This window comes from Streptomyces sp. ATexAB-D23 (genome assembly GCF_000373645.1).
GTDB classification, from domain to species: domain Bacteria; phylum Actinomycetota; class Actinomycetes; order Streptomycetales; family Streptomycetaceae; genus Streptomyces; species Streptomyces castrisilvae.
This window is the reverse complement of the sequence record NZ_KB892007.1, coordinates 70,932-97,312: the sequence shown is the minus strand read 5'-3', so window position 1 is coordinate 97,312 and position 26,381 is coordinate 70,932. Positions and strand designations below refer to the sequence as shown.

General features: G+C 70.5%; 20 protein-coding genes and 1 riboswitch. Of the genes, 17 read left to right on the top strand and 3 right to left on the bottom strand.

The annotated features are described in order from the left end of the window. The first annotated feature begins 81 nt into the window (after positions 1-81). From B082_RS0109120 to B082_RS0109100, 5 genes are all read left to right on the top strand, one after another. Positions 82-846 (top strand): NUDIX hydrolase, encoded by a 765-nt coding sequence (locus B082_RS0109120; RefSeq protein ID WP_018551501.1) that lies wholly within the window; start codon positions 82-84, stop codon positions 844-846. A gap of 227 nt (positions 847-1,073) precedes the next feature. Next, a complete protein-coding gene (locus B082_RS0109115) occupies positions 1,074-2,873 on the top strand; it encodes an ABC transporter ATP-binding protein (RefSeq protein ID WP_018551500.1) in 1,800 nt (599 codons plus the stop codon). A gap of 180 nt (positions 2,874-3,053) precedes the next feature. Next, positions 3,054-3,920: a FadR/GntR family transcriptional regulator gene (locus B082_RS0109110; protein WP_018551499.1), complete on the top strand. Its 867-nt coding sequence runs from the start codon at positions 3,054-3,056 to the stop codon at positions 3,918-3,920. A gap of 322 nt (positions 3,921-4,242) precedes the next feature. Beyond that, on the top strand, positions 4,243-5,787 hold the full coding sequence (locus tag B082_RS0109105) for an RNA polymerase sigma factor (RefSeq protein ID WP_026249577.1): 1,545 nt from the start codon (positions 4,243-4,245) through the stop codon (positions 5,785-5,787). Between the two features lie 167 nt (positions 5,788-5,954). Then, positions 5,955-6,785 carry a S1 family peptidase gene (locus B082_RS0109100; protein WP_018551497.1) on the top strand — a complete coding sequence of 277 codons (831 nt, stop codon included), beginning with the start codon at positions 5,955-5,957 and terminating at the stop codon, positions 6,783-6,785. Between the two features lie 106 nt (positions 6,786-6,891). Here the strand turns inward: B082_RS0109100 and B082_RS0109095 are convergent, their stop codons facing one another. After that, positions 6,892-7,125, bottom strand: a complete 234-nt coding sequence (locus tag B082_RS0109095; RefSeq protein WP_024489001.1) for a DUF7455 domain-containing protein — start codon at positions 7,123-7,125, stop codon at positions 6,892-6,894. 434 nt (positions 7,126-7,559) lie between these two features. Between B082_RS0109095 and B082_RS0109090 the strand changes: the two genes are divergently transcribed. From B082_RS0109090 to B082_RS0109060, 7 genes are all read left to right on the top strand, one after another. Continuing rightward, a complete protein-coding gene (locus B082_RS0109090) occupies positions 7,560-9,680 on the top strand; it encodes a DNA gyrase/topoisomerase IV subunit B (protein WP_026249576.1) in 2,121 nt (706 codons plus the stop codon). 131 nt (positions 9,681-9,811) lie between these two features. After that, positions 9,812-10,330 (top strand): CcdC protein domain-containing protein, encoded by a 519-nt coding sequence (locus B082_RS0109085; protein ID WP_018551494.1) that lies wholly within the window; start codon positions 9,812-9,814, stop codon positions 10,328-10,330. Further along, positions 10,327-11,490, top strand: a complete 1,164-nt coding sequence (locus B082_RS0109080) for a sensor histidine kinase (RefSeq protein WP_018551493.1) — start codon at positions 10,327-10,329, stop codon at positions 11,488-11,490. Before B082_RS0109085 ends, B082_RS0109080 begins: the two co-directional genes overlap by 4 nt. Further along, positions 11,487-12,164, top strand: coding sequence for a response regulator transcription factor (locus B082_RS0109075; protein ID WP_018551492.1), 678 nt, complete (start codon positions 11,487-11,489; stop codon positions 12,162-12,164). The genes B082_RS0109080 and B082_RS0109075 overlap by 4 nt, the downstream gene beginning before the upstream one ends. 131 nt (positions 12,165-12,295) lie before the next feature. Next, entirely contained in the window at positions 12,296-12,739 is a 444-nt protein-coding gene (locus B082_RS0109070) for a DUF485 domain-containing protein (RefSeq protein WP_018551491.1), read from the top strand. Next, positions 12,736-14,328, top strand: coding sequence for a cation acetate symporter (locus tag B082_RS0109065; protein WP_018551490.1), 1,593 nt, complete (start codon positions 12,736-12,738; stop codon positions 14,326-14,328). Before B082_RS0109070 ends, B082_RS0109065 begins: the two co-directional genes overlap by 4 nt. 274 nt (positions 14,329-14,602) lie before the next feature. Further along, positions 14,603-15,622 carry a LacI family DNA-binding transcriptional regulator gene (locus B082_RS0109060; protein WP_078622533.1) on the top strand — a complete coding sequence of 340 codons (1,020 nt, stop codon included), beginning with the start codon at positions 14,603-14,605 and terminating at the stop codon, positions 15,620-15,622. 29 nt (positions 15,623-15,651) lie between these two features. Here the strand turns inward: B082_RS0109060 and B082_RS0109055 are convergent, their stop codons facing one another. Continuing rightward, positions 15,652-16,956 (bottom strand): citrate synthase, encoded by a 1,305-nt coding sequence (locus B082_RS0109055; RefSeq protein ID WP_018551488.1) that lies wholly within the window; start codon positions 16,954-16,956, stop codon positions 15,652-15,654. Positions 16,957-17,090: 134 nt separating this feature from the next. Between B082_RS0109055 and B082_RS0109050 the strand changes: the two genes are divergently transcribed. Together B082_RS0109050 and B082_RS0109045 are read left to right on the top strand one after the other, a co-directional pair. Beyond that, positions 17,091-18,251 (top strand): citrate synthase/methylcitrate synthase, encoded by a 1,161-nt coding sequence (locus B082_RS0109050; RefSeq protein WP_018551487.1) that lies wholly within the window; start codon positions 17,091-17,093, stop codon positions 18,249-18,251. A 19-nt stretch (positions 18,252-18,270) separates the two neighbouring features. After that, the gene (locus B082_RS0109045; protein ID WP_018551486.1) at positions 18,271-19,428 is read left to right on the top strand and encodes a CobW family GTP-binding protein; all 1,158 of its coding nucleotides are present in this window, start codon (positions 18,271-18,273) and stop codon (positions 19,426-19,428) included. A 27-nt stretch (positions 19,429-19,455) separates the two neighbouring features. Here B082_RS0109045 and B082_RS0109040 read toward each other — a convergent pair whose 3' ends face one another. After that, entirely contained in the window at positions 19,456-21,906 is a 2,451-nt protein-coding gene (locus B082_RS0109040; RefSeq protein WP_018551485.1) for a DNA gyrase/topoisomerase IV subunit A, read from the bottom strand. 323 nt (positions 21,907-22,229) lie between these two features. On the opposite strand from B082_RS0109040, the gene B082_RS0109035 reads away from it, so the two are divergent. From B082_RS0109035 to B082_RS0109025, 3 genes are all read left to right on the top strand, one after another. Beyond that, positions 22,230-23,600 carry a M16 family metallopeptidase gene (locus B082_RS0109035; protein WP_199783777.1) on the top strand — a complete coding sequence of 457 codons (1,371 nt, stop codon included), beginning with the start codon at positions 22,230-22,232 and terminating at the stop codon, positions 23,598-23,600. Positions 23,601-23,626: 26 nt separating this feature from the next. Next, positions 23,627-25,009: a M16 family metallopeptidase gene (locus B082_RS0109030; protein WP_018551483.1), complete on the top strand. Its 1,383-nt coding sequence runs from the start codon at positions 23,627-23,629 to the stop codon at positions 25,007-25,009. A gap of 220 nt (positions 25,010-25,229) precedes the next feature. Beyond that, positions 25,230-25,396, top strand: a riboswitch (cyclic di-AMP (ydaO/yuaA leader). Positions 25,397-25,409: 13 nt separating this feature from the next. Then, the gene (locus tag B082_RS0109025; RefSeq protein WP_018551482.1) at positions 25,410-26,249 is read left to right on the top strand and encodes a M23 family metallopeptidase; all 840 of its coding nucleotides are present in this window, start codon (positions 25,410-25,412) and stop codon (positions 26,247-26,249) included. The last annotated feature ends 132 nt before the right edge of the window (positions 26,250-26,381 follow it).

The window sequence follows — 26,381 nt, the reverse complement described above, 5'->3', positions numbered from 1 at the left end:
CCCACGGCGCGGGTGCGCGAGCGTGTGAAGAGACCTTGGGAAGGGAGTGTTTATCGTCAGGAAGACGACTATGATCACGGCATGCCGCCCTACGACCCGTCGCGCTTTCCGCCATTCGCCGTCACCGTCGACCTGGTCGTGCTCACAGTGCGCCGGCACGCGCTATGTGCGCTGGTGGTACGCCGAGGTGAGACCCCGTTCCAGGGCAGGTGGGCCCTGCCCGGAGGCTTCGTCAGAGCCGATGAGGATCTCGGAGCCGCGGCGGCGCGGGAACTGGTCGAGGAGACCGGTCTGTGCGCACAGGATCCGGCAGCTCCGGCGGTCGGCAACGGCGCCCATCTGGAACAGCTCGCCACCTACGGGGACCCGGCGCGCGATCCACGGATGAGGGTCGTGAGCGTCGCCCACCTCGCGCTGGCCCCGGATCTGCCCGCTCCCAGGGCGGGGGGCGACGCGAACAGCGCGCGGTGGGCACCGGTCGAGGACCTGCTCGGCCCGGAGGGCGGCTACGGCCAGGACGGCGAGCATCAGGCCCCGTTGGCCTTCGACCACGCCAGGATCCTCGCTGACGGAGTGGAGCGGGCCCGCTCCAAGATCGAGTACTCCTCGCTGGCCACCGCCTTCTGTCCGCCCGCTTTCACGGTCGGCGAGCTGCGCCGGGTGTACGAGGCGGTGTGGGGTGTGGTGCTCGACCCGAGGAACTTCCACCGCAAGGTGACGGGTACGCCGGGCTTCCTGGTCCCGGCCGGCGGTACGACCACCAGGCAAGGCGGCCGCCCCGCCCAGCTGTTCAGGTCCGGTGCGGCGACGGTGCTCAACCCGCCGATGCTGCGCCCCGAGGTCTGACGGGCGGCCACGCGGGAAGCACGGGCGGGGGCAGGGGAGGAGCGAGGCCGGAAAGGGGCCGGCCGGTGAGCGGGTAGGTACGGAGTATCCAGAACGTCTGGAGCATTCCGGAACGCCGCACGCCCCGTGTTACGCAGAAAATCCTATATGTCGGGTTATCGTGCTGCGGTACTCACTCGCCGCCGGGCGGCCGCGCTTTCGCCGTCCCATTCCCTGCGAGAGAAGCGATGCTCCAGGCCATCGGACTCACCAGCACCCGCCCCCGTGGACACACGCCCGTCGTGGACGACCTCACGTTCGACGCGGGGCCCGGTTGCGTCACCGCGCTTCTGGGGGCGCCGGGTTCAGGTAAGACCGCGGCTCTGCGGTTGATGCTCGAACTCGATCCGGGCCGGGGCATCACCTACTTCCGGGGACGCCCGCTGCACAGCCTCCCGCGCCCGGCCGGTGAGGTGGGCGTGGTGCTGGGGGACGTGCCGGGGCATCCGGCCCGGACGGCTCGGGGGCAGCTGCGCATGCTCTGCGCAGCGGCCGGAGTGCCCGTCTCCCGAGCGGACGAGTTGCTCGACATGGTGGGGCTGGACGGTCTGGGGGACCAGCGCATCGGCGCGCTCTCCCTCGCCATGGACCGCCGGCTTTCCCTCGCCTGCGCGCTGCTCGGCGACCCGCACGCGCTTCTCCTGGACGATCCCGTGGAGGGGCTGGCGCCACGGGACGCCGACTGGCTGCACGGGATGCTGCGTTCCCACGCCGAGGGTGGCGGCACCGTCCTGTTCACCACCAGCGACCCCAAGGAGGCCGCGCGTACGGCCGGTCATGTGGTGACCATCGATGCCGGGCGCCTGGTCGCGGACCAGGACGGTGCGGCCTTCTCCCGTACCAGACTGCGGCCCCGCGTAGCCGTCCGCTCCCCGCACGCCGCACGCCTCGCCGCGCTCGTGAGCCGGGAGGCGCGGGCCGCCCGGCGGTCCGTCGAAGTCGTCGCCGAGGCCGACGGCAGCCGGCTGTCCGTGTACGGCAGCAGCTGCGCGGAGGTCGGTGATACGGCGTTCCGCCATGGGCTACCCGTCCACCAGCTCGCCGACGAGGTCGGCGACACGGCCCCTGTCGGCGGGGCCGCCGGGTCCGCGGCCCAGGGCTGCGGACCCCCGGCCGACGTCGATGAGCCCAAGGCCGATGCGTCGCGCGCCGTTGCGGGCCCCGGCGTGGCCGTCGCGCGCGGCGAGCTGCCGCCACCGATCAGGCGGCGCCCGGCCCGTGGGCCACTGCGGCCGGTGCGTTACGAACTGCGCCGCCTGTTCGGTGTGCGGACCACGACCGTGGTCATGGCCGTCGTCCTGGCCGCCTCCGTCGGGCTCTCCGTGCTGCTGGCCCGCGACGGCCGCACCCCGCTGCCCGACGTGCTCGCTGCCTGGCCCTCGCTGCTGCCGCTCCCGCCCGCCGCGCTCGGGGCGGGGCTGCTCGGTGCGCTGTCCTTCGGTGACGAGTTCCGATACCCGGCGCTCGCCGCGGGCCGGGGCGCGGTGCCCCGCAGGCTCGGCCTGCTCCTTGCCAAGCTCGCCGTCTCCGGGGGCGTCGCTCTCCTGCTGGCGCTGGTCGTCGTGCTGACCTCGGCGGAGTCCCTTCGGGTCGTGTACGGCGGGGACTTGCTCCGGGTTCCGGCGAATGCGGTGTCCCTGGCGGTGAGTTGGTCCGGTCTGACTGTCGGGTGCGCCTGGGCCGGGCTGCTGGCCGCCGGCATCTTCCGGGTGACGGCTGCGGGAATCGCCGCCGTACTCGCCGTACCCGTACTGGTGGTGCCGCTGGTCGAGCGGATGCCCAAGGGGTCGACCATGCGTTCGGTGACCGGACTTCCGGGACGGCTGCGGGAGCTGGCCTGGCTCCAGTGGCCGCAGGAGGCGGACCGGTGGCTGCTGGCCGTCGTGCGACTTGTGGCGCATCCCGTGGGGGCTGCCCTGGCCCTGTCGTTGTCGGTCCTCATCTGCGCGTATCTGTTCACCGGCCTCCGCGGGAGGGTCCGTTGGTGATCACAGGGAGTGCCGGGAGGGAGGGGGCCTCGTAACCCCTTTTGAAATGCCCTGTTTATACCAGTAAGGCGTCAATTGAGGGGCAGGTGGCGATCACCCTTTCGTGTGCTTTTCAGCAAAGACCTCAAGGGGCGGCTGAGACCCGCCGACAAAGGATGCGTGAGTACCCTTGCGCACACCATGATGACCACCGCCCGCTCCGCCGATTCCGGCCTCGCCGGCCCGGGTGAACTCGACCGTTACCCCTACGCGGAGGCGCCGGCCGGCGAGCGCGCCGCGGTGCGTTCCTGGGACGGTCCTGATTCCGAGCTCGGCCGGGTGGGCCGACGGGGATCGGCCAGCCGTGGCCGCGGGCTGCACGGCCAACTTGTTCAGCAGCTGGGACAGATGATCGTCTCCGGTGACCTCGGCGCGGACCGCCCGTTGGTGCCGGAGGAGATCGGCCAGCGTTTCGAGGTTTCCAGGACCGTCGTGCGGGAATCCCTCCGCGTGCTTGAGGCCAAGGGGCTGGTCAGCGCCCGCCCCAACGTGGGCACGCGGGTGCGGCCGGTCAGTGACTGGAATCTGCTCGACCCCGACATCATCGAATGGCGTGCCTTCGGTCCGCAGCGCGACGACCAGCGTCGCGAGCTGGGTGATCTTCGCTGGACGATCGAACCGCTCGCCGCTCGCCTGGCCGCCGGGCACGGGCGTGAAGACCTTCAGCAGCGTCTTGTTGACATGGTCGAGATCATGGGGCACGCGCTCGGGCAGGGCGACATGATCACGTGTGCCCGAGCCGACGCCGAGTTCCACTCCCTGCTCATCCAGGCCGCGGGCAACCGCATGCTGGAGCATCTTTCCGGAATCGTCTCCGCCGCACTGCAGGTTTCCGGAGGACCGGCCACCGCCTGTGACCGGCCCAGCGACGCGTCCGTCGCCCTGCACGCGCGCATCGTCGAGGCTCTCGCGTCCGGTGACTCCGCGGGCGCCGAGGCGTCCATGCGCCAGCTGCTGGTGGGCCACCACGAGGTGGAGCGAGTGGTACCGGCGCCGCGCGAGCACTGACCGCGGCACGGGCAGGGTGTACGCGTCACGTGCCGCCGGACCCCGGTGATCCGGCGGCGCAGGGGCGGAGAGATGTCGCCTTGGTCGTGTTCATCGCAAATGGGGTGTGACTCGGGCCACGCGGAACGGACGTAACACTCCTCGAAACAGCGCGATGACTTAAGAGGTGACCGTCGCAGAAGGAATACAGCAGTCGTTCAGGGCGCTGTGCAGTTCTGAGGCCTAGCCCGCGCCGTCGGTGCATTTCCCGCCCGGCGGTCGTCGGTTCCAGCCCTCTCCGGGCCGGACCGGAAGCCGTTTCCATCGTTCCGAGAGGTTGTTCGTGTCGGCCAGCACATCCCGTACGCTCCCGCCGGAGATCGCCGAGTCCGAATCTGTGATGGCGCTCATCGAGCGGGGAAAGGCTGATGGGCAGATCGCCGGCGATGACGTGCGTCGGGCCTTCGAGGCTGACCAGATTCCGCCAACCCAGTGGAAGAACGTTCTGCGCAGCCTCAACCAGATCCTCGAGGAAGAGGGTGTGACGCTGATGGTCAGTGCCGCGGAGCCGTCGAAGCGCGCCCGCAAGAGCGTTGCAGCGAAGAGCCCGGTCAAGCGCACCGCCACCAAGACCGTCGCGGCCAAGACGACGGTGACCCGGACGGTCGCGGCGCCCGCCGCCCCGTCCGCCCAGGCCGCGGACCCGGCCGAGGAAGCCCCCGCAGCCGCGCCCGCGAAGAAGGCGGCAGCCAAGAAGACGGCGGCCAAGAAGACCGCCGTGAAGAAGACGGCGGCCAAGAAGACGGCCTCGAAGAAGGCCGGCAAGCAGGACGAGGAGATTCTCGACGGCGATGACGTCGTCGAGGAGGTCAAGGCCGGCAAGGGCGAGGAAGAGGAGGGCGAGGGCGAGAACAAGGGCTTCGTCCTCTCCGACGACGACGAGGACGACGCGCCCGCGCAGCAGGTCGCCGTCGCCGGCGCCACGGCCGACCCGGTCAAGGACTACCTGAAGCAGATCGGCAAGGTCCCCCTCCTCAACGCCGAGCAGGAGGTCGAGCTCGCCAAGCGGATCGAGGCGGGTCTGTTCGCCGAGGACAAGCTGGCGAACGCCGACAAGCTCGCTCCCAAGCTCAAGCGCGAGCTGGAGATCATCGCCGAGGACGGCCGCCGGGCCAAGAACCACCTGCTGGAGGCCAACCTCCGCCTCGTGGTCTCTCTGGCCAAGCGTTACACAGGTCGCGGCATGCTCTTCCTGGACCTGATCCAGGAGGGCAACCTCGGTCTGATCCGCGCGGTCGAGAAGTTCGACTACACCAAGGGCTACAAGTTCTCCACGTACGCCACCTGGTGGATCCGTCAGGCGATCACCCGTGCCATGGCCGACCAGGCCCGCACCATCCGTATCCCGGTGCACATGGTCGAGGTCATCAACAAGCTCGCGCGCGTCCAGCGCCAGATGCTCCAGGACCTGGGCCGAGAGCCCACCCCGGAGGAGCTGGCCAAGGAACTCGACATGACCCCCGAGAAGGTCATCGAGGTCCAGAAGTACGGGCGCGAGCCGATCTCCCTGCACACCCCGCTGGGTGAGGACGGGGACAGCGAGTTCGGCGACCTGATCGAGGACTCCGAGGCGGTCGTACCGGCCGACGCGGTGAGCTTCACGCTTCTCCAGGAGCAGCTGCACTCGGTTCTCGACACCCTGTCCGAGCGTGAGGCGGGCGTGGTCTCCATGCGCTTCGGCCTCACCGACGGGCAGCCGAAGACACTGGACGAGATCGGCAAGGTCTACGGCGTGACGCGCGAGCGCATCCGGCAGATCGAGTCGAAGACGATGTCGAAGCTCCGCCACCCGTCGCGGTCGCAGGTCCTGCGGGACTACCTCGACTAGGTCGACGGCAGCACGTACGAGAGCGAGGGCCCGGATCCCCGAGGGGAGCCGGGCCCTCGCTCTCGTACGTTCGTGTCCTTCGCTTCCTCGCGGGGCGCGCGGATGCGCGTAGGGGTCGGCGGAATGACTCTGGGTAGGCACCATCCATCACAGAGTCAGGAGTACGCATGTCCCGCACCGTCGTCCGCACCATGACCGGGGCGCTCGCCCTTGCCGCCGCCACGGCCGTGATACCGCTTGCGTCCCCCGCCACAGCGGTTGCGGACAGCATCATCATCGGGGGCAGGCCCGCGCACGTCGCGGACAGCCCGTGGGTGGTGGCTCTCTCCAGCCGTGACCGGTTCGGGGGTACCCGGGCCGGTCAGTTCTGCGGCGGTGTCGTGGTGGAACCGAAGAAGGTGCTCACGGCCGCGCACTGCCTGAGCCGGGAGGCGCTGGGCACCGATGTGGGCCAGGTGAGTGACCTGCGGATCATTTCCGGCCGCGACGAGCTCAACGGCACAGGCGGCAAGGAGATCCCGGTGAGCGGGACGTGGGTCAACCCGGGGTTCGACGCCGCGACCAACAGCGGGGACGTCGCGGTGCTCACTCTCTCCGAGGCGCTGCCCGAGCAGGACACAATCCCCATGGCCGAGAGCGGTGACTCCGCGTACCGGGCGGGTACCTCTGCGACCGTCTACGGCTGGGGTGACACGACCGGGTACGGCGACTACGCGTCGTCACTCAGGTCCGCCGGGGTGAGCATCATGCCCGACAGCTCCTGCGAACAGGCCTACCCGGGCGGCAGGACCGGCACGTACGACGCCTCGTCCATGCTCTGCGCCGGCGAACCCGAGGGTGGGTACGACGCCTGCCAGGGCGACAGCGGAGGCCCTCTGGTGGCCCAGGGGCGGCTTGTCGGGCTGGTTTCCTGGGGGAACGGCTGCGGCCGCGCCGGGAGCCCCGGCGTCTACACGCGGATCTCGGCCGCCATCGGGTGGATGACGGCCGACGACTGACCGGCCCAGGCGCCGCAGGTACGAGAACGGGCGGCTTCCCTCACATGGGAAGCCGCCCGTCGGCCGGTCCCGGGACCGGCCCCTGGCTCGTCGTGGATGCGAGGTGTCAGTGTTGTTCCTCTTCGGCGGCTTGGGCCTGCACGGCCGTCAGTCGGTCCGTCTCATCCTGTATTTCCGCGGCGATCTTCTTGAGTTCCGGCTCGAACTTGCGACCGTGGTGGGCGCAGAAGAGCAGTTCACCGCCACTGATGAGCACGACGCGCAGGTAGGCCTGGGCGCCGCAACGGTCACAGCGGTCTGCTGCGGTCAGCGGGCTCGCGGGGGTCAGAACAGTAGTCACGTCGCCTCTTCTCTAGCTCGACGAGCTGTCGTACCAGGGTCAACATCCAACCAGGCCGAAAACGTTCCCGCTCGTGGCTTTTCTTCGAAACTTCTTCTCGGGATGGCTGTCTGTTGCCGGTTCGCGGCGAATGTGCCGTATTGCGTGGCGCTACGGTTTCGCGTTGCTGGGCTTGGTCGGTCCGGGCCGGCTGGCTTGCCGGTTGTTCTTGAGGACGTGCCCGGAGCCTAAATGGTTCATGCCTGGAAGGGAACGTGATGTGCACGTCACTCCAAGGAGGGATCGAACGCGTATGCGAGCCTGGTTTAGTCTGGGGGTTCTCCCTGGGTGGCGTTTCACCCGCTCTACCAGGCCTCGGTACCCTCACAGCGGCAACCGAAGCCGAGCCCGTGACCCACTGGGCCCCAAATGAAATTCAGCGAGGAGCGAACCGCGTGACCGCCGATACGTCCGTGCCGTCCACTGCGCTGCTGACCGGAGCAGACCGAGACGGTTCCAACTACACCGCGCGGCACCTGCTCGTACTTGAGGGGCTCGAAGCGGTTCGTAAACGCCCTGGCATGTACATCGGGTCCACCGACAGCCGCGGCCTGATGCACTGCCTCTGGGAAATCATCGACAACTCCGTCGACGAGGCCCTCGGCGGATACTGCGACCACATCGAGGTCATCCTCCACGACGACAACTCCGTCGAGGTCCGTGACAACGGCCGGGGCATCCCGATCGACGTCGAGCCCAAGACAGGCCTTTCGGGCGTCGAGGTCGTGATGACCAAGCTGCACGCCGGGGGCAAGTTCGGCGGCGGTTCCTACGCCGCGTCGGGCGGTCTGCACGGCGTCGGCGCTTCCGTGGTCAACGCCCTGTCCGCCCGGCTGGACGTCGAGGTCGACCGCAACAGCGCGACCCATTCGATCAGCTTCCGGCGGGGCGTCCCCGGCATCTTCACCGAGCAGGGGCCGGACAGCCCGTTCGACCCGTCCAACGGGCTGCTCAAGGGCAAGCGCGTCCCGAAGGCACGTACCGGCACGAGAGTGCGGTACTGGGCCGACCGGCAGATCTTCCTCAAGGACGCCAAGCTCAATCTCGACACGCTCCACCAGCGGGCCCGCCAGACGGCCTTCCTCGTTCCCGGCCTCACCATCGTCGTGCGCGACGAGCGGGGCCTGGACGGAGCGGGCAAGACCGAGGAGACCTTCCGCTTCGACGGAGGCATCAGCGAATTCTGCGAGTACCTCGCCCAGGACAAGGCCGTCTGCGACGTCCTGCGGCTGACCGGGCAGGGCACCTTCAAGGAGACCGTCCCCGTCCTGGACGACCGCGGGCACATGACGGCGACCGAGGTCACCCGGGAACTGGCTGTCGACATCGCGATGCGCTGGGGCACCGGCTACGAGACCAACCTGAAGTCCTTCGTCAACATCATCGCCACCCCCAAGGGCGGTACGCACGTGAGCGGATTCGAGCGCTCCGTGACCAAGACGGTCAACGAGGTGCTCCGCTCCGCGAAGCTGCTGCGCGTGGCCGAGGACGACATCGTCAAGGACGACGCGCTGGAGGGGCTCACCGCGGTCGTGACCGTCCGCCTGGCGGAACCGCAGTTCGAGGGGCAGACGAAGGAGGTGCTCGGCACCTCGGCGGCCAACCGGATCGTCGCCAATGTCGTGGCCAAGGAGCTCAAGGCCTTCCTCACCTCCACCAAGCGGGACGCGAAGGCCCAAGCCCGGGCTGTCCTGGACAAGGCGGTGGCGGCTGCCCGCACGCGGATCGCGGCCCGCCAGCACAAGGATGCCCAGCGTCGCAAGACGGCACTGGAGTCGTCCTCGCTGCCGGCGAAGCTCGCCGACTGCCGCAGTGACGACGTGGAGCGCAGCGAGCTGTTCATCGTGGAGGGCGACTCCGCGCTCGGCACGGCGAAGCTCGCCCGGAACAGCGAATTCCAGGCACTGCTGCCGATCCGCGGCAAGATTCTCAACGTTCAGAAGGCGTCGGTTTCCGACATGCTGAAGAACGCCGAGTGCGGAGCGATCATCCAGGTCATAGGAGCCGGCTCCGGGCGGACCTTCGACATCGACGCCGCCCGGTACGGGAAGATCGTCCTGCTGGTCGACGCCGATGTCGACGGCGCCCACATCCGCATCCTGCTGCTGACGCTCTTCCAGCGGTACATGCGGCCGATGGTCGAGGCGGGCCGGGTCTTCGCCGCGGTGCCCCCGCTCCACCGGATCGAGCTGGTCCAGCCGAAGAAGGGCCAGGACAAGTACATCTACACGTACTCGGACAACGAGCTGCGGCAGCGCCTGCTGGAGCTCCAGCGCAAGAACATCCGGTACAAGGACTCCATCCAGCGCTACAAGGGTCTGGGCGAGATGGACGCCGACCAGCTGGCGGAGACGACGATGGACCCCCGCCACCGCACGCTGCGGCGCATCAACATCGGCGACCTGGAGTCCTCCGAGAAGGTCTTCGACCTGCTGATGGGCAATGAGGTGGCACCCCGCAAGGAGTTCATCACCAGCTCCGCGGCCACGCTGGACCGCTCGCGCATCGACGTCTGAGCCGAAGCCTTCGTCTCCACCCGTGGGTGGAGACGAAGGCTCCACCCACGATCCACCCTGGAGCCGATCCGCCGGCCGGGCCCTTTCCGTAGCGTCGGAGGTGCAGAACTTCTCGCATCTCGGAGGCACCCATGTCCGGGCTCGTCAATGTCCTGGTAATCGTCGCGGTCATCGCCCTCGTCGTGGTTCGTCAGTGTTCCGCGCAGCGGATCTCCGGCGACCGGCGCTGGTGGGTGCTGCCCGCCGTGCTGCTCGTCATGGCTGTGCGTGAGCCCGGACTCATCGACCCGCACCACCGCATGGCGTCGATCGCCGTCCTGGGAGCGGAGCTGGCAGTGGGGCTGCTCATGGGCGCCGCATGGGCATGGACGTCCCGCGTCTGGCGGGCCGAGGACGGCTCGCTGTGGAGCAGGGGCACCAAGGCCACCGTCCTCGTCTGGACCGGAGGACTGGCGCTGCGGGCGGCTCTCTACGGGGTTGCCGCGATGCTGGGGGTCCATCAGGGCAGCCCCGCCCTGATGGCGGCTCTCGCGGCGACCCTGCTGGTGCGCGGCGGGCTTCTGGCGTGGCGTGCCGCTGCGATACCGGCGTCGTACGGTGGCCTCGCCGACGGCGTCCCCATCAGGCCGGCAGGGAAGGAACACGTGTGACCTCCGCCGCCTGGACGAGCTGGCCGTCGAGAGAGGCTCTCGCCAGGGAATTCCGCACCCGTGCGCGGACCGGGATCGCCTGGTCCGTGCGGGCGGCCCTGCTCACCCTGATGCTGTGGGGGACCTTCACCGGCGGGCTGTTCGGCCCCTGGGAGATAGTGGTCGGTCTGGCCGGGGTGCTGGTCTGCGCCCTGCTCGCCATCGCCTTCTTCAGGACCAGCCTGGAGAACCGCCTGTGGTCGTCGTTGGGGCTGCTGGGGCTGCTGATGCTGGCCGCGTTCGGGGCAGGGCAGGCGGGGGCGTCCGTCCCCGCGGCGGTGCTCTGGTGCGGCTGCGCTGTCACCGCGCTGGAGAGGCTGCCGCTCTCGGCGGGCGTCCCGGCCACAGCCGTGGCCCTCGGCGCCTACGCGGTGGTGGACACCAGCGACTGGGTGACCACGGCGGTGACCACGGCGGGGCTCTGCCTCGCGGGGTACGTCCTGCGCCTGGACGCCGAGGCACGCGGCAACGCGCAGCGGCTACTGGCCCAGGAGCGGGCGGCCCGGGTGGCGGAGGCCGAGACGGCGGCGCTGGACGAACGGTCCAGGATCGCCAGGGAGATCCACGACGTGCTCGCGCACAGCCTCTCCGCCCAGCTGGTGCACCTGGAGGCGGCGCGGCTGCTGATCGAGAGGGAGCCCGCGGGGGAGTTCCGGGACCAGGTCCTCCAGCGGGTGGTCGCCGCCCGCTCGATGGCCCGCGAGGGCCTCGCGGAGACACGCCAGGCACTCTCCGCGCTACGGGGAGAGGTGTCACCGGTGGAGGACTTCCTGAGGCAGCTGGTGACGGCCGAGCCCGCGGAGGTCAGGGTGGAGGGGGAGCGGCGGGCGCTGACCGCCCAGGCGTCGCAGGCGGTCCGGCGCGTGGCACAGGAGGCGCTGACCAACGTCCGGAAACACGCGCCGGGGGCCAGGGTGCTGATACGGCTGGAGTACCAGTCCGACGGCGTCGTTCTGGAAGTCAAGGACTCGGGAGGGCAGGGTCCGGGAGGAGACCTGGCCGGCAGCGGTTCCGGCTACGGTCTGCTCGGGATGCGAGAGCGCGCGGAACTGCTGGGCGGCACGTTGGAGGCCGGTCCGGGCGAGGAGGGGTTCGTGGTGAGTCTGCGGGTGCCCGCGTGACGGCGCGGGTGGTGGTTGCCGACGATCAGGCGGTGGTCCGGGAGGGAATCGTGATGCTGCTCGGCCTGCTGCCGGGCATCGAGGTGGTCGGTTCGGCGAAGGACGGGGAGGAAGCGGTCGCCCAGGTGGCCGAGCACGCGCCGGACGTGGTCCTCATGGACCTGCGGATGCCCCGCTGCGACGGGGTGGAGGCGACACGGCGCATCCGGGAGCGGTTCCCCGGCACCCAGGTCGTGGTGCTCACGACATTCGCGGACGACGACTCCCTTTTTCCGGCGCTCAGGGCGGGGGCGCGGGGGTACCTCACGAAGGACGCGGGGGGCGACGAGATCGTGCGGGCCGTCCAGGCCGTGCTCTCCGGGGAGGCCGGGTTCTCGCCCACGGTGCAGGCCCGCCTGCTGGAACAGCTCACCGAGGGGCCGCCCGCGCCGGACGGCAACGGTGAGCCGGAGCTGCCGGACGGGATGACGCCCCGTGAGGCCGAGGTGCTGGTGCTGATCGCCGAGGGGATGTCCAACGCGGACATCGCCCGCAGCCTCCACATCTCGCAGGCCACGGTGAAGAGCCACATCAACAACCTCTTCGCCAAGGCGGGGCTCCGCGACCGGGCCCAGGCGGTGCGCTATGCGTACGTTCGGCGACTTGTACGTCCGCCCGGGAGAAGCTTCACCTGAAGAGGTGAAGTCCGGCGGATGAAGCGCTCGGGATCTTTCCGATCTGCCCATTCTTGGATACGCGGCCGAAGTGGTCCGTGGACAAGGGGAGTTGTTCGGTGGACAAGAGAGCAGGGCGCGAGCCCGCAGCGATGCGGCTCGATGACCCGTGGGACGACGCGCCGGCCTCCGGATGGGAGGAGCTGGACGGCACGGGCGTTCTCGCGCCCGCCCGGGTGCCTGGGCCGGCCGCACCGAGGGACGGCCACAGCGCGTCGGACATCTATCTGGAGGTGCAGCGCAGCGAGGCCTTCCAGGAGGTGCGCCGCCGCTACCGGCGCTTCGTCGTCCCCGCCACCGTTGCCTTCCTCGTCTGGTACCTCGCCTATGTCGTCACGGCGGTCACCGCGCCGGAGCTGATGGCGAGGCCGGTGGCCGGGGCGGTCAATGTGGCGATGGTCGCCGGGCTCGGTCAGTTCCTGACGACGTTCCTGCTCACGGGGGCGTACGCACGGCACGCGCGGTTGCGCCGGGACCGGGCCGCGCTCGACCTTCGCTGGGAGACCCAGGAGATGACGCGGGGGGCAGGGAGGTGAGCGGCAACCATCAGACGCCGGCGCTGCTGCTGTTCGGCGTCTTCATCGCGGTCACTCTCGCCATCACGACCTGGGTGAGCCGCAACAGGCACGGGTCGGCCGAGGAGTTCTACGCCGGGGGCCGGCTGTTCTCCCCGATGGAGAACGGTTTCGCCATCGCGGGCGACTACATGTCGGCAGCCTCCTTCCTGGGCATCTCCGGTCTGATCGCGCTCTTCGGCTACGACGGCATGCTCTACTCGGTCGGCTTCCTGGTCGCCTGGCTGGTCGTCCTGCTGCTCGTGGCGGAGCTCGTGCGCAACTGCGGCCGGTTCACCCTCGCCGATGTGGTGGCGGCCCGGATGGCGGAGCGCCCGGTCCGCATCGCGGCGGGGACGTCCTCCGTCACCGTCTCCGTGCTCTACCTGGTGGCGCAGATGGTCGGCGCGGGCAGTCTGGTGGCCCTGCTCCTCGGCGGGACGAGCGGGGCGGCCCGGTCCTGGACCGTTATCGGAGTCGGGGCGCTCATGGTGGTGTACGTCTCGCTCGGCGGGATGCGCGCCACCACCTGGATCCAGATCGTCAAGGCCGTCCTGCTGATGGCCGGCACCGTCACACTGACCGTGCTCGTCCTGGTCCACTTCCACGGAAACATCAACGAGTTGCTCCACTCCGCCGCCGGCCACAGCGGCTACGGCAAGGACTTCCTCTCGCCCGGCCTGCGGTACGGGGGGAGCTGGACGGCGCGCATCGACTTCATCAGCCTCGGTCTTGCCCTGGTACTGGGCACGGCGGGGCTGCCGCACATCCTGTCCCGCTTCTACACCGTGCCCACCGCCCGCGCGGCCAGGCGGTCGGTCGTCTGGTCCATCGGCCTCATCGGGAGCTTCTACCTGATGACGATCGTGCTGGGGTTCGGCGCGGCGGCGCTGGTCGGCACGGCCGACGTACGGGAGTCGAACCCCGCCGGGAACACGGCCGTTCCGCTGCTGGCCATGGTGCTCGGCGGGGGCGAGGGCTCCACCGGCGGGACGATCCTGTTCGCCGTGGTCGCCGCCGTCGCCTTCGCGACCATCCTCGCGGTCGTCGCCGGCATCACCCTCGCCTCGTCCGCGTCCGTCGCCCACGATCTGTACGCCTCGCTCAAGCGGCCCGGCGGCAAGCAGCACAGCGAGGTGGCCGTGGCCCGGGTGGCGGCGGCCGGCATCGGAGTGGCCGCCATCGGGCTGGGCCTGCTGGCGCAGAACCTCAACGTGGCGTTCCTGGTGGGCCTCGCCTTCGCGGTCGCCGCCTCGGCCAACCTCCCGGTGCTGCTCTACTCGTTGTTCTGGCGGAACTTCACCACGCGCGGCGCGGTCTGGTCGGTCTACGGCGGCCTGATTCCCGCCATCCTGCTCGTCCTGCTGTCCCCGGTCGTTTCCGGCAGCCCCGCCTCGCTCTTCCCCGGCGCCGACTTCCAGGTCTTCCCGCTGGAGAACCCCGGCCTGGTCTCCATTCCGCTGGGCTTCCTCGCCGGCTGGATCGGCACCGTCACGGCCGGCGAACCGCCGGACGCGGCCAAGCACGCGGAGATCGAGGTGCGTGCGATGACGGGGGCCGGCGCGGTGTGAGCCGTGCGGGGTGCGGGCCGGCCGTCGATGCCCTCGAAACTGTTCGTGTCCCGACAGCAGGGAGCCGCTTGCCCGAGGGATGCCCGAGGCGACCGGTGGCTAGTACGGTGACGCGCGTGGGGGCGATGGCAGCCGGGCAGGTTTGAAGCAGGGCTCCGATGCTCATGCGTAGGAGTGGCCGGAGAAACGGTTCGGACGTTTCCGCGCTTCCGGAAATCGTCTTGTTTCCTACCCCACGCAATCTGTTTGCGTTTCTTGCGCTAATCTTGCGTGTATGACGCGACGACTTGCTCAGGTGGCACAGAAGGTTGGAGTCAGCGAGGCCACGGTCAGCCGGGTGCTCAACGGCAAGCCGGGCGTTTCCGACGCCACGCGGCAGGCCGTTCTGTCCGCGCTCGATGTCCTCGGCTACGAGCGGCCGACCCAGCTGCGCGGTGAACGGGCCCGGCTGGTGGGCCTCGTCCTGCCCGAACTGCAGAACCCGATCTTCCCCGCCTTCGCCGAGGTGGTCGGCGGCGCGCTCGCCCAGCAGGGCCTCACTCCCGTCCTGTGCACCCAGACCAAGGGCGGGGTCTCCGAGGCGGACTACGTCGAACTGCTCCTGCAGCAGCAGGTCTCGGGTGTGGTCTTCGCCGGTGGCCTCTACGCGCAGGCCGACGCCCCGCACGACCACTACAAGGTGCTGGCCGACCGCAAGATCCCCGTCGTCCTGATCAACGCGGCCATCGCCCACCTCGCCTTCCCCTGCGTCTCCTGCGACGACTCCGTGGCCGTCGAGCAGGCCTGGCGCCACCTGGTCTCGCTGGGCCACGAGCGCATCGGACTGGTGCTCGGCCCCTCGGACCACATGCCCTCGCAGCGCAAGCTGGCCGCCGCCCGTGTGCTCGCCGAGGAGTCCGGCACCAGCATCCCGGACGCGTGGGTGACCCGGGCCATGTTCTCGCTGGAGGGTGGGCAGGCCGCCGCCACGCGACTGCTGGACGACGGGGTCACCGGATTCATCTGCGCCAGTGACCCGCTCGCCCTGGGAGCCGTCCGCGCGGCCCGGCGGCGGGGCCTCTCGGTGCCCGACGACGTGTCCGTCGTGGGGTACGACGACTCGGCCTTCATGAACTGCACCGAGCCGCCGCTCACCACCGTCCGCCAGCCGATCGAGGCCATGGGCCGGGCCGCGGTCGAGCTGCTCTCCGTGCAGATCGGCGGGCGTGCGGTGCCCTCGGACGAGCTGCTCTTCGAACCGGAACTCGTCGTTCGAGGCTCCACGGCCCAGCCTCCGCGCGGTGCTTCCCGCTGACCGTCGCGATTTTGCGTCAGCGGTGCCGTCTATTGCGTGAGTGCCCCATCCGGTACGGGGAGCGGCTGGGGCGGCCGGGGCCCCGTGTAGTGCCCACTGGGACGCATCCGCAGCGGGCGTTCCCCGTACTCCTCCAGGGCATGCGCGATCCAGCCCGCCGTACGGGAGACCGCGAACACGGTCTCTCCCGCCTCCGCCGGCATGTCCGAGGCGACCGAGAGTACGGCCAGGGCCAGGTCGACGTTGGCGTGCAGGGTCGCGTCCCGTGCGGTGATTGCGACCACGTCACGGGCGGCGGCCAGGGCCGGAGCTGCCCGGGGGATGTGTGCCAGTAGGTCGAACAGGGTCTTCGCGCGGGGGTCCTCGCCGGTGTACAGCCGGTGGCCGAGTCCGGGCACCTGGCGGCCGGCCCGCAGATGGTCCGCGACCACCGGGGCTGCGCCGCCGCGCTCCAGAACCTCCGCCAGCATGCGGTGCGCCGGCCCGCTGGCCGCGCCGTGCAGAGGACCTTCCAGCACGCCGAGACCCGCCGAGACCACCGCGTACGGATGGGCGCGCGCGGAGGCGGCAACCCTCGCCGCCAGCGTGGAGGCGGCCAGATCGTGGTCGATCAGGAGGCCAAGCGCGGTGTCCAGGACGGACAGTGACGCCTCGTCGGGTTCATGTGCGGTGAGTTTCGGCCACAGTTGACGGGCCAAGTTGTCCGGGGTCTCCCCGCTGTCGCTGCCGTCCACTCCCTCCCCGCCCACGGTCGGCAACGCCGCGACCAGCGCGGGGATCAGGCTTCGCGCACCCCCGAGCACCGCCGCGCGTGACAGGTCGAACCGCAGCGGGTCGGCGGCAGCGGCGGCCACGACCGCCACCCGTAGCCGGTCCGTCGACCCGCAGTGCTCCGGCAGCGCGCCGACCGCCCGGCGGGCGGCGGACACGGTGTGCGCCGGAGCCGTGAAACGCATGCCCGGCCGCAGCTCACCGGTCCACAGCCACTCGGCGACTTCCTCGTACGAATGGCGCGCGGCCAGCTCCGTCGCGTCCACCCCCCGGAAGTAGTACCGCTCGCCGGTGATGAGGGTGATGCCGGTACGGACGGAGGGCTCACCGGCGGGGGAGGGCGGCTCCCTGCGCCCCGTCCGCCGCGCCAGCGCGTCGACCTCCGCCGCGTCGAACGTGCTGCCGCGACCGCCCGGCACACGGCTGCTGTTCAGCTGGCCGCGGCTGACATAGGCGTACACCGTCTCAGGCTTCACGCCGAGGCGCTCGGCCGTTTCCCGCGTGGTGAGCCGCTCGCCCGCCGTGCCCGGCCGTTCCTCGGCCGCCTCTGATTGGTCCGTCATGCCGTCACCGTATCCCCATGCCGTCATCGAATCCATGGATTCGTATTGATGAAATCAACGTTGACAGATTTGCAGTCATGCATGGACAGTCGAATCAATATCAAGGAGTCATCGGACTGTCCACGGAGGAAGCAATGACGACCACGACCGGCGGAACACCGCTCGACGTCCCCCGAGGTCTCGCGGGTGTCGTCGTGACCGATACGGCCCTCGGGGACGTCCGGGGCCGCGAGGGCTTCTACCACTACCGCCAGTACTCGGCGGTCGAGCTGGCGCAGACCCGCAGTTTCGAGGACGTCTGGTACCTCATGACCGAGGGCGAACTGCCCGCGCCGGCGGCCCGCGCCGACTTCGCCGCCCGTACGGCCGCCCTGCGCGTCCTGCCCGACGCGGTACGCGACGCCCTGCGGGCCATAGCCCGCGCGAGCGCGGTGTCCGGCCCGCTGTCCGGGCTGCGCACGGCGCTCTCCCTGCTCGGGGCCTCGGCCGGTTTCCGGCCGGTGTACGACATTGACGCGCCCCGGCGTCGCGCCGACGCCCTGGCCGCCTGCGCCGCCGTTCCCACCGTGCTGGCCGCCCTGCACCGCCTCGGCCAGGGACTCGACCCCGTGGAACCGCGAGCCGACCTGCCGCACGCGGCCAACTACCTCTACATGCTGACCGGTTCCGTGCCGGACGCGGCCCGGGTCAGGGCCGTCGAGCAGTATCTGATCTCCACCGTCGACCACGGATTCAACGCGTCGACCTTCACCGGACGGGTCGTCGCCTCGACCGGAGCGGACATCGCCGCCTGCCTGGTCGCCGCCGTCGGGGCACTCTCCGGCCCGCTGCACGGCGGTGCGCCCAGCCGTGCCCTCGACACCCTGGACGCGATCGGCACCCCCGACCGCATCGACGGCTGGATCCGCGAGCGGGTGCTCGCAGGCGACCGGATCATGGGCTTCGGCCACCCGGTCTACCGCACCGAGGACCCCCGCTCCCGCATGCTGCGGTCCATCGCCCAGAGCTTCGGCGGGCCGCTGGTGGACTTCGCCGTCGAGGTGGAACGCCAGGTCGAGGCGATCCTCGCCGAGCTCAAGCCGGGGCGCGAACTGCACACCAACGTGGAGTTCTACGCCGGAGTGGTCATGGAGCTGTGCGGGCTGCCGCGCGAGATGTTCACCCCGACTTTCTGCGCGGCGCGGGTCGTGGGCTGGAGCGCCAATATCCTGGAGCAGGCGGAGGACTCGAAGATCATCCGCCCGGCGGCCCGCTACGTCGGCCCGCCCCCGCCGCAGCCGGTCCCGGCAGTCTGACCCCGCAGGAAGGTCCCCGTTGAGCTCGTCGTCGCCCCGCAGCCCTCAGATCCCGGTCGTCGTCCTCGCGGGATTCCTGGGATCCGGCAAGACGACGCTGCTCAACCACCTTCTGCGGCACCGCTCGGGGAACCGGATCGGCGTCGTCGTCAACGACTTCGGGGCCATCGAGATCGACGCCATGACCGTCTCCGGACAGGTCGGCTCGACCGTCTCGCTGGGCGGTGGCTGCCTGTGCTGCGCGGTCGACGCGAGCGAACTGGACACGTATCTGGAGACCCTCACCCGGCCCGCCGCCCGGCTCGACGTCATCGTCATCGAGGCGAGCGGGCTCGCGGAGCCGCAGGAGCTCGTCCGGATGATCCTCGCCAGCGACAACCCGCACATCGTGTACGGGGGACTGGTCGAGGTGGTCGACGCCGCGGAGTTCGGGGCCACCCGGCAGCGCCATCCGGAGATCGACCGCCATCTCGCGGTGGCCGACCTCGTCGTGCTGAACAAGACGGACCGGGCCGGCGACGCGGAGTGCGCCCGCATCCGGCAGGCCGTCACCGACAGCGGCAGCACGGCGGCGGTCGTCCCCGCCACCTACGGGCGGATCGACCCGGAACTGCTCTTCGACGCGGCGCTGCGCCCGGACGGGGACGAGAAGGCGCGCCAGCTCACCTTCGAGGACCTGTACCTGGAGGAGCGCGCGGAGGAGGACGGCCACGGGCACGGTGCCCATCTGCACACGGCGTACGAGAGCGTCGACTTCGCCTCCGACGCGCCGATGGACCCCCGTCGGCTGATGGACTTCCTCGACTCACGGTCCGAAGGCCTGTACCGGATCAAGGGCTACGTCGACTTCGGCGCGGGCGACCCGGACAACGCCTACGGGGTGCACGCCGTAGGCAGGTTCCTGCGCTTCACCCCCAGGCCCTGGACGCGCGGCGAGGTGAAGCGGACCCAGCTCGTCCTGATCGGCTCCGGCATCGACGCACCGGCCCTGCGCAAGGGACTGGAGAGCTGCCGCACAACGGAGGAGACGGGCTCCGGCACCGGCGCGGGAACGCCCGGCCCGGGTACGCCTGGCCCGGGTACGCCCGGCCCGGGAATGCCGCAGGACGCCGCACACGAGCGAGCCATGTGGGGCGTCCTGCGGTACGTGCAACAGCCCGGCGACGACGACGCGTAGGACGCTCCCGCCCGCCGGGCCGACGGCCTACACCGGGCCGGCGATCACCGCTACCGGGCTCGGCAGAGGCGTCCCCGAACCGTCGCGCCGCGGATCGGGCTCGGGCAGCGAGGCGGGGGCGCCGTTCTTCTGCGCCGCCCTGGCCGGAGTCGTCCCCGCCCAGGCGAACACGAGCACGTCCTCGCCCTTCAGGAACCGCTGGCAGCGCACCCCACCGGTCGCCCGGCCCTTGCGCGGATACTGGTCGAACGGGGTCAGCTTGCACGTCAGCACCGAGTCGTCCAGCGTGCCGTGCGAACCCGCGACCGTGAACACCGCGCCGTCCGCCGCCGGGTCCACCGCGGCGAACGAGAGCACCCGCGCACCCGCCGCCAGCTTGACGCCCGCCATACCGCCGGCCGGCCGGCCCTGGGGACGTACCTGCGCGGCCGGGTAGCGCAGCAGCTGCGCGTCCGAGGTGATGAAGACGAGGTCCTCCTCACCGGTCCGCAGCTCGGCCGCGCCGACGATCCGGTCACCGTCCTTGAGGGTGATGACCTCCAGCTCGTCCTTGTTGGCCGGATAGTCCGGCACCACGCGCTTCACGACGCCCTGCAACGTGCCGATGGCCAGGCCGGGTGACTCCTCGTCGAGCGTGGTGAGGCAGACGACCTCCTCGTCCGCCTCCAGCGTCAGGAACTCCCCGATCATCGCGCCGCCCGACAGATTGGGCGCCGCGTGCGTGTCCGGCAGCTGCGGCAGATCGATCACCGGAAGCCGCAGCAGCCGCCCACCGGACGTCACCAGGCCGATGTCACCGCGGGCCGTCGCCGGCACCGCGGAGACGATCACGTCGTGCTTGGACCGCTTGGCACCCTCGGCGAAGACGATCGGGTCGTCGTTGGCCGTACGCGCCAGCAGGCCGGTCGAGGACAGCAGCACCCGGCACGGGTCGTCCGCCACCTCCAGCGGCACCGACGCGACCTGCGCGCCGGCCGACTCCAGCAGCACCGTGCGCCGCGCGGTGCCGAACTTCTTGGCGACCGCGGCCAGTTCCGAGGAGACGAGCTTGCGCAGCTCGGTGTCCGAATCGAGGATCGACGTCAGCTCGGCGATCTCGGCGTTCAGCCGGTCCTGCTCGCTCTCCAGCTCGATCCGGTCGAACCGGGTCAGCCTGCGCAGCGGTGTGTCCAGGATGTACTGCGTCTGGATCTCGCTCAGCGCGAAGCGCTCGATGAGCCGCTCCTTCGCCTGCGCCGAATTGTCGCTCGACCGGATGAGCCGGATGACCTCGTCGATGTCGACCAGGGCGACCAGCAGACCCTCGACCAGGTGCAGGCGGTTGCGGCGCTTGGTCCGGCGGAACTCGCTGCGCCGGCGCACCACCTCGAAGCGGTGGTCGAGATAGACCTCCAGCAGCTCCTTGAGGCCCAGCGTGAGCGGCTGGCCGTCGACCAGAGCCACGTTGTTGATGCCGAAGGACTCCTCCATCGGCGTCAGCTTGTAGAGCTGCTCCAGCACCGCCTCCGGCACGAAGCCGTTCTTGATCTCGATGACCAGGCGCAGGCCGTGCGAGCGGTCGGTGAGGTCCTTGACGTCGGCGATGCCCTGGAGCTTCTTCGCCGAGACCAGGTCCTTGATCTTGGAGATCACCTTCTCCGGGCCGACGGTGAAGGGCAGTTCGGTGACGACCAGGCCCTTGCGGCGCGGCGTGACGTTCTCCACGACGGCCGTCGCGCGGATCTTGAACGAGCCGCGGCCCTTGGCGTACGCGTCCTTGATGCCGCCGAGGCCCACGATGCGCCCGCCGGTCGGCAGGTCGGGGCCCGGGACGAACCGCATCAGGGTCTCCAGGTCCGCGCCCGGATGCTTGATCAGGTGCCGGGCCGCGGCGATGACCTCGCCCAGGTTGTGCGGCGGCATGTTGGTCGCCATGCCGACCGCGATCCCGGTCGTGCCGTTGACCAGGAGGTTGGGGTAGGCGGCCGGGAGGACGACCGGCTCCTGCTCCTGACCGTCGTAGTTCGACTGGAAGGCGACCGTCTCCTCGTCGATCGACTCCGTCATCAGCGAGGTCGCGTCGGCCATCCGGCACTCGGTGTACCGCATGGCGGCCGGCGGGTCGTCGTTGCCCAGCGAGCCGAAGTTGCCGTGGCCGTCGACCAGGGGGAGGCGCATCGAGAACGGCTGGGCCATCCGCACCAGCGCGTCGTAGATCGACGCGTCGCCGTGCGGGTGCAGCTTGCCCATGACTTCGCCGACCACCCGGGCGCACTTCACGAAGCCGCGGTCCGGGCGCAGGCCCATCTCGTTCATCTGGTAGACGATGCGGCGGTGCACCGGCTTCATGCCGTCACGGGCGTCCGGCAGGGCCCGTGAGTAGATCACCGAGTACGCGTACTCGAGGAAGGAGCCCTGCATTTCGTCGACGACGTCGATGTCGAGGATCTTCTCCTCGAAGTCGACCGGCGGCGGGGTCTTCGTGCTGCGGCGGGCCATCGCTGCTGCGACTCCTTCACGGATTCTGTGCGGGCAACCTCAGGTTCCCTCAGGTTCTGACGCGCACCATTGTGGACCGCGCCACTGACAACCCTGACCTCGACCCGTCCCAAAGGGTGTTCTCCGTACGTTCCGAGGGGGTCGGAGACCTCCTGTCCGCACCTTCTCGTGAACTTTCACCGTGGGGGGAACTTCGCCAGGTTTCTGTTCGCTTGCATACAGTGGCTGTGTCTCGAATCAACCTCGCGGAACCAGCTCGCGAAGCGGCTTCACCCACATCTTCATCCACATCGACAACCAGTAGCGCGATCGAAGGGACGTACATGCCCATGGGTCACACGGCCACAGCCCAGGCCGGCTCCGGCGGCTTGACAGCGACCGAGCACCGTCTGGCCAACGGCCTGCGCGTGGTGCTCTCCGAGGACCATCTGACCCCGGTCGCGGCGGTGTGCCTCTGGTACGACGTCGGCTCGCGCCACGAGGTCAAGGGGCGCACCGGTCTCGCACACCTCTTCGAGCACTTGATGTTCCAGGGGTCCGGCCAGGTCAAGGGGAACGGGCACTTCGAGCTGGTGCAGGGCGCCGGCGGCTCGCTCAACGGGACCACCAGCTTCGAGCGGACCAACTACTTCGAGACGATGCCCACGCACCAGCTGGAGCTGGCCCTGTGGCTCGAAGCCGACCGGATGGGCTCGCTGCTCGCCGCGCTCGACGACGAGTCCATGGAGAACCAGCGCGACGTCGTCAAGAACGAGCGCCGCCAGCGCTACGACAACGTCCCGTACGGCACCGCGTTCGAGCGGCTCACCGCCCTCGCCTACCCCGAGGGCCACCCGTACCACCACACCCCGATCGGCTCGATGGCCGACCTGGACGCGGCGACCCTGGAGGACGCGCGCACGTTCTTCCGTACGTACTACGCACCGAACAACGCGGTGCTGTCGGTCGTCGGTGACATCGACTCCGAGCAGACCCTCGCCTGGATCGAGAAGTACTTCGGCTCCATCCCGTCCCACGACGGCAAGCAGCCGCCGCGCGACGGCGCGCTGCCCCCGATCATGGGCGGCCAGCTGCGCGAGGAGGTCCGCGAGGAGGTTCCGGCGCGCGCCCTGATGGCCGCCTACCGGCTGCCCCACGACGGCACCCGCGAGTGCGACGCCGCGGACCTCGCGCTGACCGTGCTGGGCGGCGGCGAGTCCTCCCGGCTGCACAACCGCCTGGTACGGCGCGACCGTACGGCCGTGGCCGCCGGATTCGGGCTGCTCCGGCTCGCGGGCGCGCCCTCGCTGGGCTGGCTGGACGTCAAGACGTCCGGCGGTGTGGAGGTGGCCGGGATCGAGTCCGCGGTCGACGAGGAGCTGGCCCGGTTCGCCGAGGAAGGCCCCACGCCCGAGGAAATGGAACGCGCCCAGGCCCAGTTGGAGCGCGAGTGGCTGGACCGGCTCGGCACGGTCGCGGGCCGCGCCGACGAACTGTGCCGCTACGCCGTGCTGTTCGGCGACCCGCAGCTCGCGCTGACCGCGGTCAACCGGGTGCTCGACGTCACGGCGGACGAGGTCAGGGCGGCCGCCCGCGCCCAGCTGCGCCCCGACAACCGGGCGGTGCTGGTCTACGAACCGGTCGAGCCCGAGACCGCCGAAGAGGCGGAGGCCGCCGCCACCGACACCGACGCGCACGAAGGGGCGGACCAGTGACCGACGCTGCCGCGACTGAAGTTTCGATGCAGTACCACCCCCAGCCCGCCCCCGGCGCGGCCCGCCCCTGGGCCTTCCCCGCCCCTGAGCGCGGCTCCCTGCCCAACGGGCTCACCGTGCTGCGCTGCCACCGCCCCGGCCAGCAGGTCGTCGCCGTCGAGATCTTCCTCGACGCCCCGCTGGACGCCGAGCCCGAGGGCCTGGACGGCGTGGCCACGATCATGTCGCGCGCCCTGTCCGAGGGCACCGACAAGCAGAGCGCCGAGGAGTTCGCCGCTGAGCTGGAGCGGTGCGGCGCCACGCTCGACGCCCACGCCGATCATCCCGGTGTCCGGGTCTCCCTGGAGGTCCCGGCCTCCCGGCTGGCCAAGGCGCTCGGCCTGGTCGCCGAGGCGCTGCGGGCGCCGGCGTTCAGCGACAGCGAGGTCGAGCGCCTCGTGCGCAACCGGCTGGACGAGATCCCGCACGAGCAGGCGAATCCGGCCCGCCGCGCGGCCAAGCAGCTCTCCAAGGAGCTCTTCCCGGCCTCGGCCCGTATGTCGCGGCCCCGTCTGGGCACCGAGGAGACCGTGGCGCGGATCGACGCCGCGGCCGTGCGCGCCTTCTACGACGCGCACATCCGCCCGTCCACCGCGACCGCAGTCGTGGTCGGCGACCTGACCGGCATCGATCTGGACGCGCTGCTCGCCGACACCCTCGGCGACTGGTCGGGGAACGCCGGCCGGGCCCGCCCCTTCCCGCCGATCACGGCCGACGACACCGGCCGGGTAGTGATCGTGGACCGCCCCGGCGCGGTGCAGACGCAACTGCTCATCGGCCGCATCGGCGCCGACCGCCACGACAGCGTGTGGCCGGCCCAGGTGCTCGGCACGTACTGCCTGGGCGGCACGCTCACCTCCCGGCTCGACCGGGTGCTGCGCGAGGAGAAGGGCTACACCTACGGTGTGCGGGCCTTCGCCCAGGTGCTGCGCTCCGGCGCGGTGGACTCCGTCTCGGGCGCGACGGGCGCCGCGATGCTCGCCATCAGCGGCTCCGTGGACACCGAGTCCACCGGACCGGCGCTGGAGGACCTCTGGAAGGTCCTGCGGACGCTGGCCGCCGAGGGCCTGACGGACGCCGAGCGCGAGACCGCCGTGCAGAACCTCGTGGGCGTCGCCCCGCTGAAGTTCGAGACGGCGGCCTCCGTCGCGAGCACCCTCGCCGACCAGGTGGAACAGCACCTTCCGGACGACTACCAGGCGACGCTGTACGCCCGCCTCGCCGAGACCGGCACCGTCGAGGCGACCGCGGCCGTGGTCAGCGCCTTCCCGGTGGACCGGCTGGTCACGGTCCTGGTCGGTGACGCCTCGCGCATCGAGGAGCCGGTCAGGGCCCTCGGGATCGGAGAGGTGACGGTCGTCGGCGGCTGACCGCTCGCACTCCGCCCGCCGCGCGGGCAACGGAGAGGCTCCGGCGTGTCGTTGCCGCCGGAGCCTCCTTCATGTCTGATCTGTGTCTTTTTTCCCGTAAGTCATGAATCAACCCTGTGGGATGCGCTACAAAACCTTCCGTCCGTTTGGTGACGGGAAGCGCGGCCGCCTAGCGTCGGCCCGGCTGTCCGTCACTCGTATGCCGCATCCGTGGCGTACCGGGCAGTCATCGCCGAGTCCCCGTCAGGCGCGAGCCCGGGGAGCCGGGGACCCACGCAGTCCCTGGGGTGAATCGGACGCCCCCGCCTCCCGCGAGGCCGGGCATCCGTAGGAGACCTTCCTGCTCCGAACCCGTCAGCTAACCCGGTAGGCGAGAAGGAAGGAAAGGACCAGCCACCCCATGGCGTTCACCCGTGCCACCGGGAAGCACCGTGCCCCGGGCCGTCTGACGCGTACCGGCGCCAAGGCCGTCGGCGTCGCGACGCTCGCCGCCACCGGCTCCCTGGCCTCCCCGGCCCTCGCCGCCGGTGCCGGGACGGCCCCCGCCGCCGACGAGACCGGTCTCGCCCAGATCATGTCCATCGAGCACACCCTCGCCGACCGGATCGACGCACAGGCCGCCGCACAGCAGCACCAGGCCGACGTCGCCCAGAAGAAGGCCGCCGCCGAGGCGAAGGCGAAGAAGAAGGCCGAGGCGAGGAAGAAGGCCGCGGAGAAGGCTGCCAGGGCCAAGGCGAAGGCCAAGGCGAAGGCCGAGGCGGCCGCCCGTGCCGAGAAGGCCCGCGAGACCGCGTCCCGCGCGGCTCGCTCCTCCGCCCGCGCCACCCCGGGCACCTCCTACCAGCTCCCCGTCGCCGGCTCCTACGTGACCACCGGCTACAAGTCCAGCGGCTCGCTGTGGTCCTCCGGCAGCCACTCCGGCATCGACTTCCATGCCGCCTCCGGCAGCTCCGTCGTCGCCGTCGGCGCCGGCACGGTCGTCGAGGCCGGCTGGGGCGGGGCGTACGGCAACAACATCGTGCTCCGGATGACGGACGGCACGTACACCCAGTACGGCCACCTCTCCTCGATCGGCGTCACCGTCGGCCAGAGCGTCGGTGCCGGTCAGCGGATCGGGCTCTCAGGCTCCACCGGGAACTCCACCGGCCCGCACCTCCACTTCGAGGCCCGCACCACCCCCTCGTACGGCTCCGACATGGACCCGGTCGCCTACCTGCGCGCCCACGGCGTGACCGTCTGACCGACCGCCCGACTCCACGGCGAAGGCCCCGGCACCGTGCCGGGGCCTTCGCCGTGCCCGGACCCGCCCGTGACCAAAAGATATTCATGAATTCCCGCCCGGCATCGGAAATGCGAGCGCATTGCAATAGAG

Excerpts from the sequence above, each read along its gene's own strand:
- B082_RS0109120 (WP_018551501.1), top strand. The coding sequence starts at position 82 with ATGCCGCCCTACGACCCGTCGCGCTTTCCGCCATTCGCCGTCACCGTC.
- B082_RS0109115 (WP_018551500.1), top strand. The coding sequence starts at position 1,074 with ATGCTCCAGGCCATCGGACTCACCAGCACCCGCCCCCGTGGACACACG.
- B082_RS0109110 (WP_018551499.1), top strand. The coding sequence starts at position 3,054 with ATGATGACCACCGCCCGCTCCGCCGATTCCGGCCTCGCCGGCCCGGGT.
- B082_RS0109100 (WP_018551497.1), top strand. The coding sequence starts at position 5,955 with ATGTCCCGCACCGTCGTCCGCACCATGACCGGGGCGCTCGCCCTTGCC.
- B082_RS0109085 (WP_018551494.1), top strand. The coding sequence starts at position 9,812 with ATGTCCGGGCTCGTCAATGTCCTGGTAATCGTCGCGGTCATCGCCCTC.
- B082_RS0109070 (WP_018551491.1), top strand. The coding sequence starts at position 12,296 with ATGCGGCTCGATGACCCGTGGGACGACGCGCCGGCCTCCGGATGGGAG.
- B082_RS0109060 (WP_078622533.1), top strand. The coding sequence starts at position 14,603 with ATGACGCGACGACTTGCTCAGGTGGCACAGAAGGTTGGAGTCAGCGAG.
- B082_RS0109055 (WP_018551488.1), bottom strand. The coding sequence starts at position 16,956 with ATGACGGACCAATCAGAGGCGGCCGAGGAACGGCCGGGCACGGCGGGC.
- B082_RS0109050 (WP_018551487.1), top strand. The coding sequence starts at position 17,091 with ATGACGACCACGACCGGCGGAACACCGCTCGACGTCCCCCGAGGTCTC.
- B082_RS0109040 (WP_018551485.1), bottom strand. The coding sequence starts at position 21,906 with ATGGCCCGCCGCAGCACGAAGACCCCGCCGCCGGTCGACTTCGAGGAG.
- B082_RS0109035 (WP_199783777.1), top strand. The coding sequence starts at position 22,230 with ATGCCCATGGGTCACACGGCCACAGCCCAGGCCGGCTCCGGCGGCTTG.
- B082_RS0109030 (WP_018551483.1), top strand. The coding sequence starts at position 23,627 with ATGCAGTACCACCCCCAGCCCGCCCCCGGCGCGGCCCGCCCCTGGGCC.
- B082_RS0109025 (WP_018551482.1), top strand. The coding sequence starts at position 25,410 with ATGGCGTTCACCCGTGCCACCGGGAAGCACCGTGCCCCGGGCCGTCTG.